This window comes from Stenotrophomonas sp. STEN014, from assembly GCF_056760315.1.
Window position 1 is genome coordinate 134,383 of record NZ_JBRREN010000006.1, and the last position, 17,788, is coordinate 152,170.

Consider the following 17,788-nt stretch of genomic DNA (forward strand, 5'->3'; position numbering starts at 1 on the left):
CCGCCCATTCAGTTCCCAAGAGGCAGACTCTGCCTCACCCACACCTTCCCGACTGCCGCTGCCATGACTGCATTCCTGCGCTACTCCGTTCTCGCCGTTGCCGTGGCCTGCGCTGGCCTCGCGGCAGATGCCCATGCCGGTGCCCGTGACGACCTGAAGTCCTTCACCAGCGGTCTGCGTGGCCTGGATGGGCAGTTCTCGCAGCAGGTGTTCGACTCGCGCGGCAAACTGAAGGAATCCTCCAGTGGCCGCGTGGCGCTGTCGGCGCCGCGGCTGTTCCGCTGGGAATACACCCGCCCGCATCCGCAGCTGATCGTCGCTGACGGCGCAAAAGTGTGGGTGTATGAGCCTGACCTGGAGCAGGCCACGGTGCGCGAGCAGGGCACCGAGGAGCAGAGCAGTCCGCTCACCGCCCTGATCAACCCGGCATTGCTGGAGCGCCAGTACGATGTCAGCGAGGAGGCCGCGGCGCGTGATGGAATGCAGTGGCTGTCGCTGACCCCCAAGCGCGAGACCGATGCCAGCTTCCAGTACGCGGCGCTGGGGTTCGCCCAGGGTGGACTGTCGCGAATGGAGGTGGTCGATGCCGTGGGCCAGCGCACCGTCATTGATTTCAGTGGCTGGAAGAAGAACCCCGGCTTTGCCGCCGGCACCTTCCGCTTTGTGCCCGCCAAGGGCGTGGACGTCGTCGGCGAGCGTTGATCCGTCGGCAGGGACGAGTGAGCCACGCTGCTAGAATGCGGGCGTGGCCAGATCCCGAAATATCTTCATTGATGATGCGCCCGCCGACCTGCTGAGTGCCGATCGCGACAGCATGCGTCCGCTCGCCGAGCGCATGCGTCCGCGCACCCTGGACGAGATGGTTGGGCAGAAGCGGCTGCTGGCTCCCAACACGGCGTTGCGCCGCGCGGTTGAATCCGGGCATGTGCACTCGATGATCCTGTGGGGCCCACCGGGCTGCGGCAAGACCACGCTGGCGCTGCTGCTGGCCCAGTACGCCGATGCCGAGTTCAAAGCGATTTCCGCCGTGCTCTCCGGTTTGCCAGAGGTGCGCCAGGTGCTGGCCGAGGCCGCGCAGCGCTTTGCCGAAGGCCGTCGCACGGTGCTGTTCGTCGATGAGGTGCACCGCTTCAACAAGGCCCAGCAGGACGCCTTCCTGCCGCATATCGAGCGCGGCACCATCATCTTTGTTGGCGCCACCACCGAGAATCCATCCTTCGAGCTGAATTCGGCGCTGCTGTCGCGCTGCCGGGTCCATGTGCTCGAATCGGTTTCGCCGGAGGATGTGGTTGAAGCATTGCAGCGGGCCTTGCACGATTCCGCGCGCGGATTGGGAGAGCAGGGCATCCGCGTCTCTCCAGACTCCCTGCTGGAGATCGCCCGCGCCGCCGATGGCGACGTGCGCCGCGCCCTTACCCTGCTGGAGATCGCCGCCGAGCTGGCGACGGGCGAGGGCGGGGAAATCACGCCCGAGACCCTGCTGCAGGTCCTGGCCGATCGCACCCGCCGTTTCGACAAGGGCGGCGAACAGTTCTACGACCAGATATCGGCGTTGCACAAATCGGTGCGCAGCTCCAACCCGGATGGCGCGATCTATTGGCTGGCACGGATGATCGACGGCGGCTGCGATCCGTCCTACCTGCTGCGGCGGCTGACCATCATGGCGGTGGAAGACATCGGGCTGGCCGATCCACGGGCACTGGAGATGGCGATCAATGTCTGGAATGCCTATGACAGGATCGGTGCGCCGGAGGGCAATATCGCGCTGTCCAACCTGGTGGTCTATCTGGCCAGCACCGCCAAATCCAACGCGGCCTACATGGCGCTGAAGGCCGCCCGGGCCGACGTCGCCGAGCTGGGCACCCAGCCGGTGCCGCTGCACCTGCGCAATGCCCCGACCCGGTTGATGAAGACGCTGGGATACGGCCAGGGTTACCAGTACGACCACGATGTGGAGGGCGGCATCGCGCTGGACCAGACCGCGTTCCCGGATGGAATGGGCGAGCGCGTGTATTACCAGCCGGTCGAGCGCGGCCTTGAAATCAAGCTCAAGGAGAAGCTGGACCGGTTGCGTGCGGCGCGCGAAAAGGCGTTGGCGGCGCGCAAATGACAGCGGGCAGTTCCCTTCTGGGCGGAGACTGAGTGATGTGGCTTTCATTCCTGGCCATCGGAGTGGGCGCGGCCATCGGCGCCTGGCTGCGGTTTGCTCTGAGCATCTGGCTGAACCCGGTGCATGGCACGGTTCCGCTGGGAACGCTGGCAGCCAATCTGCTGGGCGGCTATGCAGTCGGACTGGCCCTGGCATTTTTCACCAGCCACCCCGAGCTTCCACCGCAATGGCGGCTTTTTGTGGTGACTGGCCTGCTGGGCGGCCTGACCACGTTCTCCAGCTTCTCTGCCGAGGTCGTGGATCTGCTGCAGCGCCAGCAGCTGGGCTGGGGCCTGCTGACGATCGCGCTGCACCTGGGGGGCTCGCTGTCGATGACCGCGTTGGGCTGGTGGTCCTGGCGGCTGGCACGTTCCTTGGCATGAGACGGGTTTCCTAACGGGGGGCCTTGCCGCATCATTCGCGCTCCACGACACAGGCGTCAAAGAAACATGCAGCACAGGCAGAAGCAGGGATGAGCGATCCAGTGGCGGACAACGCCGGTACCCGTTTCGATGAATGCGGCAATTTGACGACTTCGACCGCGATCATCGGGGCAGACGTCGGCGGCACCTATGCGCGGCTGGGCTGGGCGACGCTGCGGCCGGGCGAACCTATCCAGGTGAACGGATTCCGCAAATACACCTGCGCCGAGCATCCCAGCCTGGCCGCGATCCTGCGCGATTATGTCCACTGGCTGCACACGGAGAATCTGGCGCCGGCGATCCAGTCTGCGGTGGTCGCCATTGCTGGCGTGCTCGATGGCGATGACCTGCTCAACACGAACCTGGCCTGGCCGGTGTCGCTGTCGCGGACCCGTCATGACGCGGGGCTGGAGCGACTGGCGCTGATCAACGACTTTGTCGCCGTGGCCCAGGCGCTGCCGTATGCCGACGCCGCCGCCATGCAGCAGATCTATGGGGAGGGTGCGCTGGAAATGCGCCTGCCGGCCCTGGTGCTGGGGCCGGGAACGGGACTGGGAGTGGCGCTGCGGCTGGCTGATGGCGTGCTTTCCAGCGAGGCGGGGCACGCGGCTCTTTCCGCCGGCACCCCCTTGGAGCAGGACGTGTTGCGACTGCTCTCGCAACAGCATGCGCACGTCGACAACGAACGGATATTGTCCGGGCCGGGGCTGGTGGCGTTGTACACCTGCCTGTGCGAGCTGCGCGCGGTACCGGCCCAATGGCAGACACCGGCGCAGATCATCCAGGCGGCGCGGGCCGAAACCGATCCCCTCGCGCTGGAAAGCACGCAGATGTTCGCCGCGTGGCTGGGCAGCCTGGCCGGTGATCTGGCGCTGACATTCGGCGCACGATCGGTCTATCTGACGGGGGGCATCACCGGGCACCTGGCTGCCGAACTGCATGGTGATCGCTTCCAGCAACGGTTCCTGTCCAAGGGCGGGCTCTCGCCGGCACTGCGACAGGTCCCGGTGTGGCGTATCGAACACGGCGAACTGGGGGTGCTGGGTGCCTTGGCATGGCATGCCGAAAACGCCCTCCCCGCAGCTGCTCGCCGGTCAGCCACGGAGCACGGTGAATGAGGACACGTCGGCAATTCTTGCAGACCTCCGCGCTGCTGGGCGCCCTTGGTGGCGCCGCGCCGAGGTTGCTGGCCTCACCGGTGGACGCGCGCGGCGCGCGCGTGGTGTCCACCTGGGACTTCGGCGTGGGTGCCAATCAGGCCGCCTGGAAGGTGCTTGCCGCGGGCGGCAGCGCGCTGGATGCGGTGGAAGCCGGGGCGCGCTGGGCCGAGAGTGACCTGTGCAATCCGACGGTGGGCCGGTGCGGCAATCCCGATCGCGACGGTGTCTTGTCGCTGGATGCGAGCATCATGGCCGGCGACGGTCGTTGCGGTTCGGTGGCGGCATTGACCGACATCCTGCATCCGATATCGGTGGCACGGCGGGTGATGGAAAAGACCCCGCACGTGATGCTGGTGGGCGAGGGGGCCCAGCAGTTCGCCGTGCAGCAGGGATTCGAACGGCAGAAGCTGCTGACGCCGGAAGCCGAGAAAGCGTGGCGCGAATGGCTCAAGACCGAGAACTACGCGCCGCAGATCAATGCCGAGCGGCGAGGGCGTCCCGGCGACAAGGACAACCACGACACGATCGGCATGCTGGCCATCGATGAAAGCGGCCAGATGGCCGGGGCCTGCACCACCAGCGGCATGGCGTGGAAAATGCACGGCCGGGTGGGGGACAGTCCGATCATTGGCGCCGGTCTGTATGTCGACAACGACGTCGGCGCGGCGACCGCTTCGGGCGTAGGCGAGGAAATGATCCGCAATGCGGCTTCGTTTCTGGTGGTCGAACTCATGCGCCAGGGGCGTTCGCCCGCCGAAGCCTGCCAGGAGGCGATCCAGCGTGTGGTGCGCAAACGCCCGGAAGCCAGCCGCACGCTGCAGGTCTGCTTCCTGGCGATGAATCGCAGTGGGGAGATTGGCGCGTATGCATTGCACCGTGGCTTCGTTTACGCGGTCTGTGACAGCAAGAAGCAGGACGCGCTGCTGGATTCGCCTTCGGTCTACACGAGCACGCAGGTGTGAGCACCCGCTACCTGCTTGAAATCGCCTGCAATTCGGCCACGTCGGCCGTGGCCGCGCAGGAAGGTGGCGCTGACCGGGTCGAGCTGTTCGAGAACCTCGAACATGGGGGAACCACGCCATCGATGGGCACCATCGCGGTTGCGCGTGACCGGCTGCGGATTCCGCTGTTTGTGCTGATCCGTCCGCGGCCGGGCGATTTCCTTTACAGCGAGCTTGAGGCGGAGATCATGCTGCGCGATATCGAACAGTGCCGGCAACGGGGCTGTGATGGCGTGGTCATTGGCGCACTGACGGCGGATGCTGAAATCGACATGGCGCTCTGTCGCCAGATGGTTGCCGCCGCCGGCCCGTTGGGCATTACGTTCCATCGTGCCTTTGATGCCACCGGTGATTTGTCGAACGCGCTGGATCAGGTCATCGCACTGGGCGCGCACCGGATACTCAGCTCGGGCGGCTGCACCAGCGCCGTCGACGGCAGTCCGGTGCTGGCATCGCTGGTGGCCAAGGCCGGATCCCACATCACGTTGATGGCCGGCGCCGGTTTGAACGCCGGCAACATCGGGGATGTGGCCCGACGCTCAGGCTGTCGCGAGCTGCACGCCTCAGCCAAGTCCATTCGGCATTCGATCATGCGATACCAGAACCCCGCATTGATCGGCCTGGAAAACGACTGGGTTCAATCCGATGCAGGCACGGTTGCCGAGTTGCGGCGCGCATTGGACCGGGCCTCGATCTGATTAACATAATATACATTATGCGAAATGCCTGATTAGCCGCCTCCGATGGGTCTGGCTCTGGATCCAGTCTCACCTACCATCCCGGCCTCCTAAGGATCAGGGAGTACTTGAGGCGTGAAGCACGACCCGCACGAACGAATTGAACTGACCGGCCCTTGGGCCGGTTTCGGTTTTCAGGCTGGCCACATGTGGACGCCTGAAGGACACACGCTCTACCCCGAGGACATGCGCTGGTGGTCGCTGACTTGCAACATCGCACGCGAGTGGCGGCTGATGATGGAGCAAGAGCGGTTGTCCAGGAGTGGTCAGCTCGGGGCGGCGGATGGATCGAACGTGGTCCTGTTGTCTCAGGCGCTGAGGCGACGACAGCGCGGGTGAATCGTATCCGTAGGGGCTGCGCCCCTACACCCCCTGTAGACTTTGGCAACACGTTACCAAAGGGGGATGCATGGATCGCGAAGAACCGACGATGGGCAAAAGGATAGACCTAGCGGAAATGGAGTTCAGGCCGCGCAGGAACAGGGGGCCGAGCAGCTACCAGGGCAGAAACTCAGATCCGTGGCTGAAGATAGGCGCGGCAGTAGTGGCGTTGGTGCTGATCGCAATGGGGCTGATAGAGTGGAACGCTCGACGGCAAGCGGCAGCAATGACAGCAGAACTCACCAGGCCGATGACACCGAAAGAACAGGCTCGGTTCAACGCGGAGATGGTGCGCTGGGAGGCTAAAATGGAGGCCGAGGCAGCGAAGGATCTAGCTAAGGTGCGACGAGAAGTTTGGGTGAATCCGGAGCCTCGCTATGTGCCCAGGGCGCCCCTTCGACAAGGGCAGCGCTGCATGCAAGGCCGTAGGCTTGAACGAATCGAGGGTGGCTGGCGGGATCTGCCGAAAGAGCCCTGCTAATTAAGTAACGCGTTACGCCGGGTAGCGCTTAGCCAACTCGGCGATCAGGGCGCCGAGGCGCTTACGGGAGGGTGCAGTGCCGCCCTTCCCCTGCTCTACCAGGGCGGAGAGAAAGGTGCGCTCGGAACGGATGGCATCGAGCAATGCCAGGTCGGTGAACTCGGCCAAGACGCCCGCGGCGCGGGCACGAGTCATGCGGCCGCATAGGTTTGCCTGACTACGGCGGCGTTCACGGTAGGCGCGCTGCTTTTCTGCGGGGGTCATTGGCCCTTTTTCGCTGTCCAGGCATGGGCGGCCGCGCTTGGCGGGGAGCATTTCAAGGGTGCCGGGGTCTTTGTCATCGCGCATTGCCGCTCTCCTGATCCGATTGCTATATATTAAAGTAACGCGTTACCTATTACTAATGATGGTTGGTTATAAGTAACGCGTTACATAATTACAGCGTGGACGTAGGTTGCGTGTAGCTACTGACAGGCTGTGCAGGGCTGCGTGGGAACGGATCAGGACGCGCGCCAGGTGTGAATCCGACAACTGCAGCGGGGGCGGCAGGTATGGCAGCAGCTGGCGAGGCTGCTAGTTGTTGCGGCATCTCCATCTCGACCTTGGGCGCCTTGTACGGGTTATAGACGGGGCCATTTCGGGCGATGGTGCGGCACTCGGGCTGCGAAATGTCGTACTTGGTGCCCTGCTCTGTCAGGCACGTGCAGGATGGGTCGCGGTCATCACCTGGTGCGGGCATGGACGACATGCAGTAGAGCGCGGGCTGTGAGACCGGCGGGCGGTCATCGAAGATGGGCGCGGTCTCAGGCATGGAGGCAAAACGCGGTAGATGCGCCTTTGCGTAATCCGTAGGGGTGGCGAAGGTGCGGGGGGCAACCGTCCCGCCCGCCGCTGGCGCTACGGTCAGGCCGGATGCCCCCGTGGTTGCCGTAGCTTTGGCTTCTTCTACCTTGCTATCGAACCGCGTCTTCAGGATGAACAACATAAGGCAGACGAACAGGATGCCTGCCCCGCTCCAGATCATCCAGCGCGGAATGGTGCGCTTGGTGGTGACCAGCGTTGTGCTGGTGTAGAAGTCGAAAACGTACTTGGGCCGGATCCAATCGACCACGTCAGCGCAAGGGCCATTGACGTTGCCCTGGTAGGCATCCCAGCGCTTGAGCTTGGTCTTGCTCTTGAAGATGGAGTTCTGGCGGACGTGGACATGGGTTTCGTACAGGCCGCGCAGGAATGGGTCCAGCTGAAGGCCTTGCTGGGCGATCAAGATGAAGTCGAAGCCGCGGTGACGGTGGCGCGCCATAGCGTCAACGTGTGCCGGCACCTTGCTGCCGGGGTTGCGGTTCGGAAAAACGTTGTAGCACTCGTCCAGGACAACGACGGAGCCATCGGGGAGCGACTCCCAGTCGGTGGGGTCAGCAAGGTGGATCCACCCTGCCCGCTCATAGTCGAAGTCCTTGATGCCGGAGGCGTAGATCGAGCGGCCTTCCTTCTGAAACTTGAAGCCCAGGTCAATTCCGTAGGCGGTTTTGCCGTGCCCAGGCTGGCCGGTAACGAGGTAGAGAGCCATCAGGCGGAACCCTTGAGCTTGGAGAGGATGACCTTCTGGCCGAGAGCGGCGGCAATGGCAGAAAGAATGATCGTGATCGCAGCGCCGGTGCCGGAGGCTTCGAAGTACGCCATACCGATAGGGCCAAGACCGGGCAGCAACGCGCTGATGAAGGACTTCATGGCCGGCAACGCAACCTTATGGGTGAACATGCCGATGCCGAAGGCGGCGAGCAGGCGGCCGATGATGCCTGGCAGGTACTCGCGGGCGGCGCCGACGAGCATGGCGACAAGTGCGCCGAGAATTTGCGGCATGTCAGAGTCCCCTGGCAATAATGAAACAGGCGATCGCTGAGGCAATGATGATCAGCGAGGCGCGCAGGTTGGCGATGAAGTTGCACCAGGTGGGCGGCGGTGAGCCGAACACCTGGGCATAGGCGGAGCCGACAGCGCCCTGCCCTGAAACGGACGAAAGACCGATGCAACTGCCGCCACCGAAGCCGGAGGAGTCCAGGTCATCAACGGAGAACGTGCGCTCGCCGACGGTGGGGGTATCGGTAGGTAGGGAGCCGGCGCCGGGGTCCTGATTCATGCCGCCGACCTTGGTCCACTCGGGTTGGCCACCATCACCGGAATCGCCGCCGCCGAAATCCTTGGCGAGCAGCTTTTCCATGGCGCAGCTGGTTTTCCACTGCTGCAACAACTGGGCGTACTCAACGGCGTCGCAGTTCTTGCCGATGCACACAGGCATGGCATTGCATGCGCCGCCCGTGACGTTGGTGTTCTTGCGGGTGTTGCAGTCGATGCGCCACTGGATGCGGGCCTGACCGCAAAGGATCGGGGAGCCACTGCACGCAGGCGGAGCGTCGCAGCTGTCACCACCGCCGAACGTCTCGTCTGTGGTGCCCTCTTCCTCCCCGGCGTCAGGCTGGCCGTCACCGTCACCATCGCGCTTGCAGGTGCCATCCTTGCCCTTGACCTCGCCAATGGCGCACTGACCTTCACCGGGAAGGCAAGAGCCGGAAGGAGACTTGATGTGCCCAGGAGGGCACTGGTCCTGCTTGGGCTTGCAGACGCCGGCGGCATCCATGATCAAACCCGGGGAGCAACCTTGCGTGCAGGTGCCGGAGATGGGGTCCTTGACCTCATTCTCTGCGCACTCGACGGGTGGTGCCTGGCACATAGAGGTGCCGAAATTCATCGTATAGCCGGGACCGAAATCCGAGCAGTTATTGGGCATGGCAAGGCAATGCGAAGCCGCGCCACCAAGAAAGGACTGCGTGTATGTGCCGTCGCCGGTAGGAGTGACGCGTGCGGTGCAGCCATCAATACAGGCATAGGAGCCAGAGGGGACGATGGACTGATAGTTGACAGTGCGCTGGGATTGGCTGCTACATGTCTGCTGACAGGTGCCACGTAGATCGTTCCATTCCTGACCTGCGCTTGGGCAATCTTTATTCTTAGGCCACGTGCGACCGACATAGACCTTTTGGCCGTCGGATTTGCGCGACGCATAAGCCAAAACTGTGCACTTGGTAGAAGTGCAACCTTGATAGACGTAGTGAGAGAAGGTGCCGCCGCCATAGTCGCGTTGAACCAACGAAAGTACTGCAGCTTGGGAGGCCTGATAGGCATCTGAACGATTTGCGCAGTCGTTGGTGGACGTGCGATCAGAAAAGCAAAACTGATAATCCTGGGCAGAAGCTTTGCCGATGCCCATCCATGCAAGAACGAGCGCAACGACGACAGCTGCAAGGCGGCGCACAAGAGCGCTGGCAAAGATGCGGGCGATCACGAGTGCAGGGCGAGCCACAGTGCCCCCAGAAGCGCGATCATGACGAAATAGCCTGCGTACTGCATGACATACCCCCGTTGAGGAAAGGGCGGGTTGCCCCGCCCTGCCCTTGCCCTGATTACTTGGCCAACCGGCGACCCAGACCGATCATTGCGACCACGGCGCAGGCGCCGAGGATGATGGCGCCACCGGTCCAGAGGTCACCCTTGTCGATGCCGTCCGTCAGGGCGGCGGTGACTTCGCCGGCAGCCAGGGCGGAGCCGGCCATGATGGAGGCGGCACCACCGACGATGGCGGCACCGACCTTGGCCGGAGCGAAACGGGAAACGCGCTTGTTCTTTTCCATGGTGAAACTCCTATGCGAGTGAGATGCGACGTCCCTGCCTGATCATGAAGCCGATGGCCCAGCAGCCAGCGATGATGCCGCTAACTGCCAAGCCATCCGCTACGTCCAGCGGCGGGGGAAAACTGGACGAAGGTCCGAAAAAGGGAGCCGCGCACACGCCTGTGGTGGAGTCGTAATCGGACGCCTTGCAATGAAGTACCAGGACGGTGTCGTCGGCCATGACTTAGGCCGTGCGTGCGACGGGAGCGGCAGCAACCGGCTTGGCGGTTACCGGGACCAGGACAAGGCGGCCAAGCTTCGGATCGCCGAACTGGTTGACCACCAGCGAGTCCTCCAGATCCACGGTGTATTCGCCCGGCTCATGGGCGACGGAGCTGCCCAGGTCGAGCTTGATGCGCTGGCGGAACTTGGGGCACTCGGCTACTGCTTCCTGCGTGCGGATGGTGCCGGAGCGGCCGCCCTTCTCCCAACGCTTCTCCTGTACTTCCTTGCTGGTGATGGTGACTTTCATCGGATGGATCCTCGGATTGAATTGATAAAGTGATGCGTTACGAAAATGGCCCCGCGCCGCAAGCGACACGGTGCCTATGCGGCGTTGTCCAGGTACTCGGCGAGCTGGGTTCGAACAAGGCCATGGAGGTCACCGGTTACGGCTTTGAATCGACCGGGGCGACCGGGCCGGGCGACGTATTCCTTGATGAGAGCGATGCCGTTCTCTTCGCCCAGGGCATCCAGAACGAGCTGGATGGGCGTGCCGGCTTGGGTATGGAGGAAGCGGAGCATTGCCTTGGCGGAGGCATTGACCATGCGTTCCTTGAGCTGGAGACGTTCGCACTCGCCGATGACGTAGGCGGCCAACATCGGGTAGGCAGCGCCGAAGTACTTGCCGGGGTTGCTCAGGGCGTCGAGCGGCAGGTCGAAGCGCTTGGCATAAAGGCGCAATTCGCACCGGGTGTGGGCGCTGTCGGGATCGCCGAGTTGCTTGCCTTTCTCGTACACGTTGAGCTGCTTGTGGCCCTTCTGGCCGACGTACAGCGAGCAGCCCTTATTGCTGCCCATGTCATCGACCCAGCGACCTTCGGGGGGGCGGCCGTTCATGGTGAAATCACCCTGCAGATAGAGATCGTGGAAGTGATGGATATCGAAGGTTTCGCCGGTCAGGTCATCGACCGCGATGTCCAGGCGCGTGAGGTGGGCGTCGAGGTCTGTGGCGATGCGCTCGACGTAGCGCCAGTTGGGCACGTGCTGGCAGCCCTGCCCTGTCAGGCTGATGCAGTACTCGCCGTCGGCGGTGAAGCCGATTTTTCCGCAGATGCTGGAGGTCTCGTCGATCAGCGTGGCGCTGTAGTCGTAGCGGAAATTCCACAGCTTCTCGGTGATCGGGCCGCAGATGATCGAACGCGAGGTGCCGAACACGTACGACAGCACTTCCGAGGCGTGCATCTTGCGTAAGGTCTTGATCGACTTTTCGGAATCAAGAACCAAAGTGCAGAAATCGATAATGGGGGCCGTGAGGCTGCTGGTTTTCTGAGACTTTTGGCCCGTGTTACTGCTCGGGCCACCCGGCTGCGCCGGGCCTGCGGCGTCGTCCTGATTGCAGGTAGCGACCGGTGAAAAGGGGTGTGCTACAGCACCAGAACGGCCCCAGAAGGCGCGCTCGCGGTCGCTGATGGTCATGGCGCGGGAATCAGCCACGGCGAGCACCAGAGAAGGAACGGGAGAGGAAGAAGAGGCCGGCGATGCCGTGAGCGCTCGACCAGAGCAACTGAGGGGCATCGAAGGGACAGTCCTGCAAGGCAAGGGAAATGAAGATGGCGCCGAGAAGAGTGGTCACTGGCTCACCTCCAGGCGTGCAGCAGCGAGAAGCTGTTCAGCGCGGAACGCGGCAAGGGTGCGGGCGTCGCGGTAATCCAGGGCGGCGGAAACAAGGCGAGCGCCACCGATGCAGATGGCGGCCAATGCCAGGAAAAGGAGGACGGCGGTCATGCGGGCGATCGCGCAACGATGAACGCCAGTTCCGCGTTCTGGTCTGCAAGGTCAGCAAGCAGTGAGGCATGGGCGAAGTCGCCGCGCTGGGCCGCTTCGTTAGCCTGGTGCAAGAAGTACTCGGTGCGCTGGCCGCAGCGAGCGATAAGGCCCTGTGCATCGGTGGTCATGACGTGTATCCCCTCCCCTACCCTGAAAGACCCTCTCGGGCGGGGGTGCGCCCGGAGAGGGTGTCCATACCTGATGGACATGTCGGAATGTACGATGGGTATGGACAAACTGTCAATTGGGTATGGACATGACCTTCGATGAAGTAATCGACGCGGCAAAGCTGGCCACGAACAGCAGATCCGATAGCGAGCTATCGCGAAAGCTGAAGGTGTCCCGTCAGGCGGTCAGTTCATGGAGGAATGGCGTTAGCCTGCCGGACACGGTGACGTGCGCGACTTTGGCTGGATTGACTGGCCTGCCGCTCGCACAGGTGATTGGCATCGTGGGCGAGGCACGCGCGACGGATCAGAAGGAAAAGGCCGTATGGCGTCAGCTTGCCGCTATGGCGATGACCCTATTGATAGGGGTCGGACTCGCCTCCCCTGCGCACGTACAGGCAGCAGAAGCCGGGGTTTCAGTCGCACCTTCTATACATTATGCGAAATGGGATTTTCGGTGGCTCGTTCCATTAGCGCCCTCCGCCACTGCGGAATATCGACCACAACAGCCATATGCCGGCGAATGCCGCGCCGATAAAACCGAGAAGTCCGAAAAGCGGCAACCCAAGTAACACCGGTCCGCCCTTGACCGTCATGGTGATGGAAGAACCCACGATCAGCGCCGCGATCACCATGCTTCCGGCCAGTCGATTGGCCGAGTGAGCCATCTGGCGACTGAACTCTTTCAGCTCGCCGACTTCCATACGGACGCGCGCCCGCCCACTGCGCATACCGCGCAGAAGCCGATGAAGCTCCCGAGGCAATGCTGCCAACAAGCCAGCGGCATCCATCAAACCCCGCGCACTGCGTCGCGTCAGCGCGACAGGTCCCCATTGTGCCGCCACCGCGCGACGCAGGAACGGGCGCGCCTGACCGGCCATTTCAAAGTCCGGATCCAAGCTGCATCCCAAACCTTCAAGGGTCAGGCAGACCTTGATAAGCAGCGCGAGGTCGGCCGGCAGCGCGAGCTGATGTGAGCGCAACAATGACGTCACCTCGAGCAACATGCCCGTCAGGTCCAGCTGGCCCAGCGGCACACCGTGGTAGCGGTCGATGAAGCCCTCGATGTCGGCAGTCAATTGGATTTCTTCGACACCGGATTGTTCGGTCCATTCCAGCAGTACCTCGGTCACCCGCTCAGGATCACGCTCGACCAGGCCAAACAAGAGGCTCACCACTTCCGCGCGCCGCGCAGACGAAAGGCGTCCGACCATTCCAAAGTCGATAATGCCGATCCGCCCTTCGGGTAATACAAACACATTCCCCGGATGCGGATCGGCATGGAAAAATCCGTCTTCCAGCATCATCTTCAGTACCGCTTGCGCCCCGGTCCGTGCCACCTGCTTGCAATCCACTCCCGCCGCTTTCAACGCAGCAAGGTCGGCAACGGGAATGCCCTGGATGAAGTCCTGCACGTTCATCCGTTCCCGGGTGAAGGACCAGTGCACTTCTGGCACCACGATGCGATCGTCATCGACGAAGCTCGCTGCAATGCGTTCTGCGTTCCGGCATTCGGCGGCGAGGTCGAGTTCGCCCATCAACGATGTTTTGAACTGCCGCACCACCGCCTCGGGATGGAAGCGGCGTAAGTCGGGAAACTTCGCCTCTATCCGCTTTGCCACGTACTGCAGCAGGCGCAGGTCAGCCTCGATGATGGGCCGGATTCCCGGACGTCGAACCTTTACTACCACTTCATGCCCATCGTGCAGACGCGCGCGATGCACCTGGGCGATCGAGGCTGCGGCCAGCGGTTTGGGGTCCAGCCAGAGGAAGGCCGATTCAGGCGTTGCGCGCAACGCCTCGGTGATCTCGGCGCGGATGGCCTCGAAGGACACCGGCGGCACGGCATTCTGCAGCCGGCTGAACTCGGCGATCCATTCCGGCGGGAACAGATCCACCCGTGTGGCAAGGATCTGCCCCAGCTTGACGAAACACGGTCCCATTTCTTCCATCGCGCGCCGCACGCGTACCGGCGCGGGTAGTGCCACCAGCGCTTCAAGGCGGCCCAGTGGCACCACCGCGCCGGCACGGGCCAGCGCCGGTGCCAGTCCCAATCGGCCGAGCAGATCCCCGAAACCGTAACGAGCCAGAATCGCAGCCAATGCCTGCACCCGGCCCAGATCCTGGCTTGCGATCAGCATCTCCCACATGACTCGTACCTTCTGGTTTGGAACAAACTCATACGGGGTGCGGTGGCGCTTGTCCGCAATCACATACTGCCGGAGTGATCGGCGCTGCGCAGGCAGATGCGACAGCCTTGGCGATCGGCTCCGCCAGACTGATGGCATTGCTGGGATGGGCGATGCTGTCGGTGCTGACAACCCGCCCCGCTCCCGCGTTTTGCAGCGACTCCCAGGCATTGGCGACGAAGATCGGATGGATCACCACGCAGATGGCTGCCGGCAGCTGCAGCGCATGCAGATGCCCCAGCAGCGCCGCCAGGGTGTGGCCGGTCGATACGATGTCGTCCACCAGCACCGGCGTGCAATGGCGGAACTTTTCCGCATCGGGCAAGCTCACTGCCACGTCCTGGTCGCCATGGCGAACCTTGCGCATCACCTGATACGGCGCATGCAGTTCACCGGCGATGGCTGCCACCCACTGGGCGCTTTCACCGTCAGGACCGAACAGGACCGGATCGGGCACTTCGTGGCGTATCCAGTCCGCCAGCAATGGCGCCGCGGCGATGCATGTGGTCGGAATGCGGAACACATCGGTGAGTGCGGGGATGCGATGCAGATGCGGAGCCACGGTCACCAGCCACTCGATGCCCTGCTCCAGGAAGCCCGCGAATATCGGCGCGCTGACCGCCTCGCCCGCGTGAAAGCGTGCATCCTGGCGCATGTATGCCAGATAGGGCGCCACCAGCCCTACCCGTCTGGCGCCCAGTTGCCGCGCTGTCTTGGCGGCATACAGCAGCGGCAACGCCTTGCGATCAGGATCATTGAGACTGGCGAACAGCACCACCTCGGCACCGACGATGTCCTCGTCGATGGCCACCAGCGATTCGCCATCGGGAAAATGCCGCCACTGCAAGCGGCCCAGACGGGCACCCAGCCGTGCCGCCACCGCTGTGGCAAGTGGAAGATCGTCCGGAAAAGGCAGCAGTACGATGGTCATGGCCGGTCGCCACGGATGGCCAGAATGTCCGGGTGGCCGCAGGCGTAGGCGAGCGCATAGGCCAGCTCCCCACGCGTCTCGGCGTGAACCATGAACAGCGGTTGGCCCGGCTCGACGCGGTCGCCTTCACGCAGCAGACATACCACGCCGGCGGCGGGGTCGTGTGGTGCTCCGGCCAGCTTGGCAATACGGGCCAACTGGCGATTGTTGATACCGGCGATCCAGCCGCCACCGGGCGCGGGAAAGGGGCGCGTGAACCGGGCACGTCCCGGTTCGCGGAACCCGCCCTGTGCCGAGCAGATCGCCATGAATTTGTGCAGCGCCGCTCCGGAGGCCAGCGCCTGCGCTGCCCTCGCCCGCCCGCTGCCGGGCGCGATATCGGGCAGCAGCTCCAGTACGGCTCCGGCGATATCCAGCGCCCGCCTGCGCAGGTCTTCGGGGGCATCCGGCGTATTGCGCAGGACCGCCAGGACATCGTGCGCCTCCAGCGTCGGTCCGATGCCCCGACCCACCGGCTGCCGTCCATCGGAGAGATGGATTCCTACCCGCATCCCCATGGCCTCGCCGACGAATCCGAGGCGGCGCGCGATTGCGTCGGCCGCCGCCGGTGAGCGGATCTTGGCCGTCGCACCCACCGGAATATCGATCAATACATGCGTCGACCCGGCGGCGACCTTCTTCGAGAGGATGCTGGCAACCATCTGCCCGTCGCTGTCGAAATCCAGGGGACGCTCGATCTGTATCAGCGCGTCATCGGCAGGACTCAGGCCCATTTTTCCGCCCGCTGCCAGGCAGCCACCCTCGCGCTCCACCACGCGGCGCAGGGTATCCAGTTCCAGGTCCACGCGGGTCATGGTCGCCATCACATCCGCAGTACCGGCCGGGGAGGTGATGGCGCGCGAAGAGGTCTTGGGTATGCGGTAGCCCAGCGCGGCGACGATCGCCACCACAATCGGCGTTGTACGGTTCCCGGGCAGGCCGCCCACGCAGTGTTTGTCCAGTACCGGGCCGGCGCCCCAGTCAATCCGGTTGCCGACAGCCACCATCGCCCGGGTCAGCGCCACGGATTCCTCCAGGTTCATCCGGTCGCCGGCGCAGGCGGTCAGGAAGGCGGCCAGTTCGATATCGGAAAAACGGGCGGCCAGAACATCCCGCAGCACCAGGGTGAACTCATTCTCGGACAAGTGGGCGCCGAACACCTTGGCCCGGAGTATCTGGCTCGATTCGGGCGATTCGGCATGGGCGAAACTGGCCAACGCGCCGTCCGCGGGACTGAGTGCCTGCCAGGCGACATCCGAAAGTGCCGCTTCATTTTCGCCAAGCCAGTCGCCGGTCACCACGTTCAACAGGGCGATCACTTCGCGATCACCACACATCACTTTTACCCGTGTCAGGGCGGCGAATCCTTCCGCACGACATACCAGGCAGCCTTGGCGCAGGTACAGCACTGGCTGTCGATAGGTATCTATTCCGGCGCGGCGCAATGGCAACCGGAGGCTTTCCTCGATGGCGAGATCACCTGGTTCGCAACAGCTGCCCGATGCATGCATGCAAAGCCTCCAGCCCCGGCCGAAATTGGACACGCGCCTGAAGACTGGCGCCTGACGGAGCCTGGCCGATGTCCTGCGACGCCGGCTGGCGCGTGTCATTGATCGATTTCCATTATGCACGTCCAGGACAGCCCTACATCCTGCTTTACCCGCGCACCTGTCGCCGACGGAATCCGCCAGGGTGTCGCGCAAAGCGAAACACGCATTACCGTATTTCCTCGTGGATGACGGGGCGTTCGGGGCGTCCGGAACGAGCACCACGGTGGGAGCCATGAACGCGGGCAGTCTCTTTATCCAGCTATCGGCCCCGCCAACAGGAAACCCGCCCGAACGTTGACCTCGGTCAACACAGCCGAATCGGGCCGCCGCATAGTCGATAGCGGCAGCGGGAATCGCGCTGCCCATCCATTCCCACTCGCGAGGATTCCGGCCATGGCCATTCCCACCCGTTGGACCCCCGTCAATCCGCTCGGCCGGCTGGACCGGCTGCTGGGCTTTGAAGACTTCCTGCGTGGTCTAGGCGGTACTCCAACCCTGTCTCGTGAATACGAAAGGGTCATGGATATGCGTCTGGATGTGCACGAGGATGAAAAAAGCTATCTGGTCAACGTGGATATCCCGGGGGTCAAGAAGAAGGACATCGCGATTTCCGTGGAGGGCAACCAGGTCACCGTCCGTGCCCAGGTGACGCGCGAGAAATCGCGTGACAATGACAAGGAAATCTACAGCGAACGTTACAGCGGCGAGGCCTACCGGTCCTTCTCTCTACCCACCGAGATAGATGACGCCAATGCCAAGGCCACCTATGACGGCGGGGTGCTTACCCTGTCGTTGCCCAAAAAGATCGGCGCCTCGGCAAAACACCTCGCTGTCGAGTAGCAAACCGGACAGCCCTCCCTGCAACCG

The 17,788-nt window shown here is 63.4% G+C and carries 22 protein-coding genes; 9 read left to right on the forward strand and 13 right to left on the reverse strand.

Annotated elements, in window-relative coordinates; translation table 11 throughout:
• Positions 1–63: 63 nt before the first annotated feature.
• The 7 genes from lolA (at position 64) to ACVOMC_RS10265 (ending at position 5,808) form a co-directional block, all read left to right on the forward strand.
• Positions 64–702 carry an outer membrane lipoprotein periplasmic chaperone LolA gene (gene lolA / locus ACVOMC_RS10235; RefSeq protein ID WP_481523841.1) on the forward strand — a complete coding sequence of 213 codons (639 nt, stop codon included), beginning with the start codon at positions 64–66 and terminating at the stop codon, positions 700–702.
• Positions 703–814: 112 nt separating this feature from the next.
• A complete protein-coding gene (locus ACVOMC_RS10240; protein WP_481523940.1) occupies positions 815–2,110 on the forward strand; it encodes a replication-associated recombination protein A in 1,296 nt (431 codons plus the stop codon).
• Positions 2,111–2,145: 35 nt separating this feature from the next.
• Entirely contained in the window at positions 2,146–2,532 is a 387-nt protein-coding gene (crcB, locus tag ACVOMC_RS10245) for a fluoride efflux transporter CrcB (RefSeq protein WP_481523842.1), read from the forward strand.
• 89 nt (positions 2,533–2,621) lie between these two features.
• The gene (locus ACVOMC_RS10250) at positions 2,622–3,689 is read left to right on the forward strand and encodes a glucokinase (protein ID WP_481523843.1); all 1,068 of its coding nucleotides are present in this window, start codon (positions 2,622–2,624) and stop codon (positions 3,687–3,689) included.
• The gene (locus tag ACVOMC_RS10255; RefSeq protein ID WP_481523844.1) at positions 3,686–4,693 is read left to right on the forward strand and encodes a glycosylasparaginase; all 1,008 of its coding nucleotides are present in this window, start codon (positions 3,686–3,688) and stop codon (positions 4,691–4,693) included. Before ACVOMC_RS10250 ends, ACVOMC_RS10255 begins: the two co-directional genes overlap by 4 nt.
• A complete protein-coding gene (locus ACVOMC_RS10260) occupies positions 4,690–5,430 on the forward strand; it encodes a copper homeostasis protein CutC (RefSeq protein ID WP_481523845.1) in 741 nt (246 codons plus the stop codon). The genes ACVOMC_RS10255 and ACVOMC_RS10260 overlap by 4 nt, the downstream gene beginning before the upstream one ends.
• A gap of 114 nt (positions 5,431–5,544) precedes the next feature.
• Complete coding sequence (locus ACVOMC_RS10265; protein ID WP_481523846.1) at positions 5,545–5,808, forward strand: DUF3653 domain-containing protein; 264 nt, start codon at positions 5,545–5,547, stop codon at positions 5,806–5,808.
• A gap of 535 nt (positions 5,809–6,343) precedes the next feature.
• Here ACVOMC_RS10265 and ACVOMC_RS10270 read toward each other — a convergent pair.
• The 10 genes from ACVOMC_RS10270 to ACVOMC_RS10315 all read right to left on the reverse strand — a co-directional run bounded on the left by ACVOMC_RS10270 (position 6,344) and on the right by ACVOMC_RS10315 (position 12,173).
• On the reverse strand, positions 6,344–6,679 hold the full coding sequence (locus tag ACVOMC_RS10270) for a hypothetical protein (RefSeq protein ID WP_481523847.1): 336 nt from the start codon (positions 6,677–6,679) through the stop codon (positions 6,344–6,346).
• 88 nt (positions 6,680–6,767) lie between these two features.
• Positions 6,768–7,898 carry a zonular occludens toxin domain-containing protein gene (locus ACVOMC_RS10275; RefSeq protein WP_481523848.1) on the reverse strand — a complete coding sequence of 377 codons (1,131 nt, stop codon included), beginning with the start codon at positions 7,896–7,898 and terminating at the stop codon, positions 6,768–6,770.
• Positions 7,898–8,191 (reverse strand): DUF2523 family protein, encoded by a 294-nt coding sequence (locus tag ACVOMC_RS10280; protein WP_481523849.1) that lies wholly within the window; start codon positions 8,189–8,191, stop codon positions 7,898–7,900. Before ACVOMC_RS10280 ends, ACVOMC_RS10275 begins: the two co-directional genes overlap by 1 nt.
• A gap of 1 nt (position 8,192) precedes the next feature.
• A complete protein-coding gene (locus ACVOMC_RS10285; RefSeq protein ID WP_481523850.1) occupies positions 8,193–9,671 on the reverse strand; it encodes a hypothetical protein in 1,479 nt (492 codons plus the stop codon).
• A gap of 118 nt (positions 9,672–9,789) precedes the next feature.
• A complete protein-coding gene (locus ACVOMC_RS10290; RefSeq protein WP_481523851.1) occupies positions 9,790–10,017 on the reverse strand; it encodes a hypothetical protein in 228 nt (75 codons plus the stop codon).
• A 223-nt stretch (positions 10,018–10,240) separates the two neighbouring features.
• The gene (locus tag ACVOMC_RS10295; RefSeq protein ID WP_481523852.1) at positions 10,241–10,528 is read right to left on the reverse strand and encodes a hypothetical protein; all 288 of its coding nucleotides are present in this window, start codon (positions 10,526–10,528) and stop codon (positions 10,241–10,243) included.
• Positions 10,529–10,602: 74 nt separating this feature from the next.
• Complete coding sequence (locus ACVOMC_RS10300; protein WP_481523853.1) at positions 10,603–11,712, reverse strand: replication initiation factor domain-containing protein; 1,110 nt, start codon at positions 11,710–11,712, stop codon at positions 10,603–10,605.
• Positions 11,705–11,851: a hypothetical protein gene (locus ACVOMC_RS10305; protein ID WP_481523854.1), complete on the reverse strand. Its 147-nt coding sequence runs from the start codon at positions 11,849–11,851 to the stop codon at positions 11,705–11,707. Before ACVOMC_RS10305 ends, ACVOMC_RS10300 begins: the two co-directional genes overlap by 8 nt.
• Positions 11,848–12,003 (reverse strand): hypothetical protein, encoded by a 156-nt coding sequence (locus tag ACVOMC_RS10310; RefSeq protein ID WP_481523855.1) that lies wholly within the window; start codon positions 12,001–12,003, stop codon positions 11,848–11,850. Before ACVOMC_RS10310 ends, ACVOMC_RS10305 begins: the two co-directional genes overlap by 4 nt.
• Positions 12,000–12,173: a hypothetical protein gene (locus tag ACVOMC_RS10315; RefSeq protein WP_481523856.1), complete on the reverse strand. Its 174-nt coding sequence runs from the start codon at positions 12,171–12,173 to the stop codon at positions 12,000–12,002. The genes ACVOMC_RS10310 and ACVOMC_RS10315 overlap by 4 nt, the downstream gene beginning before the upstream one ends.
• A gap of 128 nt (positions 12,174–12,301) precedes the next feature.
• Between ACVOMC_RS10315 and ACVOMC_RS10320 the strand changes: the two genes are divergently transcribed.
• Positions 12,302–12,784: a DUF3693 domain-containing protein gene (locus tag ACVOMC_RS10320; protein WP_481523857.1), complete on the forward strand. Its 483-nt coding sequence runs from the start codon at positions 12,302–12,304 to the stop codon at positions 12,782–12,784.
• Here ACVOMC_RS10320 and ACVOMC_RS10325 read toward each other — a convergent pair.
• Genes ACVOMC_RS10325 through ACVOMC_RS10335 form a run of 3 tightly spaced genes read right to left on the reverse strand, consistent with a single transcriptional unit; the run spans position 12,683 to position 16,882 of the window.
• Complete coding sequence (locus ACVOMC_RS10325; RefSeq protein ID WP_481523858.1) at positions 12,683–14,362, reverse strand: ABC1 kinase family protein; 1,680 nt, start codon at positions 14,360–14,362, stop codon at positions 12,683–12,685. The genes ACVOMC_RS10320 and ACVOMC_RS10325 overlap by 102 nt on opposite strands.
• Before the next feature lie 28 nt (positions 14,363–14,390).
• Complete coding sequence (locus ACVOMC_RS10330; RefSeq protein WP_481523859.1) at positions 14,391–15,332, reverse strand: ribose-phosphate diphosphokinase; 942 nt, start codon at positions 15,330–15,332, stop codon at positions 14,391–14,393.
• Positions 15,329–16,882 (reverse strand): thymidine phosphorylase family protein, encoded by a 1,554-nt coding sequence (locus ACVOMC_RS10335; protein ID WP_481523860.1) that lies wholly within the window; start codon positions 16,880–16,882, stop codon positions 15,329–15,331. The genes ACVOMC_RS10330 and ACVOMC_RS10335 overlap by 4 nt, the downstream gene beginning before the upstream one ends.
• A gap of 432 nt (positions 16,883–17,314) precedes the next feature.
• Between ACVOMC_RS10335 and ACVOMC_RS10340 the strand changes: the two genes are divergently transcribed.
• Positions 17,315–17,761 carry an Hsp20/alpha crystallin family protein gene (locus ACVOMC_RS10340; RefSeq protein WP_481523861.1) on the forward strand — a complete coding sequence of 149 codons (447 nt, stop codon included), beginning with the start codon at positions 17,315–17,317 and terminating at the stop codon, positions 17,759–17,761.
• Positions 17,762–17,788: the final 27 nt, after the last annotated feature.

What these genes read in the sequence shown, in the direction of transcription:
- ACVOMC_RS10280 (WP_481523849.1), bottom strand. Translation starts at nt 8,191, where the DNA reads ATGCCGCAAATTCTCGGCGCACTTGTCGCCATGCTCGTCGGCGCCGCC.
- ACVOMC_RS10295 (WP_481523852.1), bottom strand. Translation starts at nt 10,528, where the DNA reads ATGAAAGTCACCATCACCAGCAAGGAAGTACAGGAGAAGCGTTGGGAG.
- ACVOMC_RS10310 (WP_481523855.1), bottom strand. Translation starts at nt 12,003, where the DNA reads ATGACCGCCGTCCTCCTTTTCCTGGCATTGGCCGCCATCTGCATCGGT.
- ACVOMC_RS10330 (WP_481523859.1), bottom strand. Translation starts at nt 15,332, where the DNA reads ATGACCATCGTACTGCTGCCTTTTCCGGACGATCTTCCACTTGCCACA.
- ACVOMC_RS10275 (WP_481523848.1), bottom strand. Translation starts at nt 7,898, where the DNA reads ATGGCTCTCTACCTCGTTACCGGCCAGCCTGGGCACGGCAAAACCGCC.
- lolA (WP_481523841.1), top strand. Translation starts at nt 64, where the DNA reads ATGACTGCATTCCTGCGCTACTCCGTTCTCGCCGTTGCCGTGGCCTGC.
- ACVOMC_RS10315 (WP_481523856.1), bottom strand. Translation starts at nt 12,173, where the DNA reads ATGACCACCGATGCACAGGGCCTTATCGCTCGCTGCGGCCAGCGCACC.
- ACVOMC_RS10255 (WP_481523844.1), top strand. Translation starts at nt 3,686, where the DNA reads ATGAGGACACGTCGGCAATTCTTGCAGACCTCCGCGCTGCTGGGCGCC.
- ACVOMC_RS10250 (WP_481523843.1), top strand. Translation starts at nt 2,622, where the DNA reads ATGAGCGATCCAGTGGCGGACAACGCCGGTACCCGTTTCGATGAATGC.
- ACVOMC_RS10340 (WP_481523861.1), top strand. Translation starts at nt 17,315, where the DNA reads ATGGCCATTCCCACCCGTTGGACCCCCGTCAATCCGCTCGGCCGGCTG.
- ACVOMC_RS10325 (WP_481523858.1), bottom strand. Translation starts at nt 14,362, where the DNA reads ATGTGGGAGATGCTGATCGCAAGCCAGGATCTGGGCCGGGTGCAGGCA.
- ACVOMC_RS10240 (WP_481523940.1), top strand. Translation starts at nt 815, where the DNA reads ATGCGTCCGCTCGCCGAGCGCATGCGTCCGCGCACCCTGGACGAGATG.
- ACVOMC_RS10320 (WP_481523857.1), top strand. Translation starts at nt 12,302, where the DNA reads ATGACCTTCGATGAAGTAATCGACGCGGCAAAGCTGGCCACGAACAGC.
- ACVOMC_RS10270 (WP_481523847.1), bottom strand. Translation starts at nt 6,679, where the DNA reads ATGCGCGATGACAAAGACCCCGGCACCCTTGAAATGCTCCCCGCCAAG.
- crcB (WP_481523842.1), top strand. Translation starts at nt 2,146, where the DNA reads ATGTGGCTTTCATTCCTGGCCATCGGAGTGGGCGCGGCCATCGGCGCC.
- ACVOMC_RS10290 (WP_481523851.1), bottom strand. Translation starts at nt 10,017, where the DNA reads ATGGAAAAGAACAAGCGCGTTTCCCGTTTCGCTCCGGCCAAGGTCGGT.
- ACVOMC_RS10335 (WP_481523860.1), bottom strand. Translation starts at nt 16,882, where the DNA reads ATGCATGCATCGGGCAGCTGTTGCGAACCAGGTGATCTCGCCATCGAG.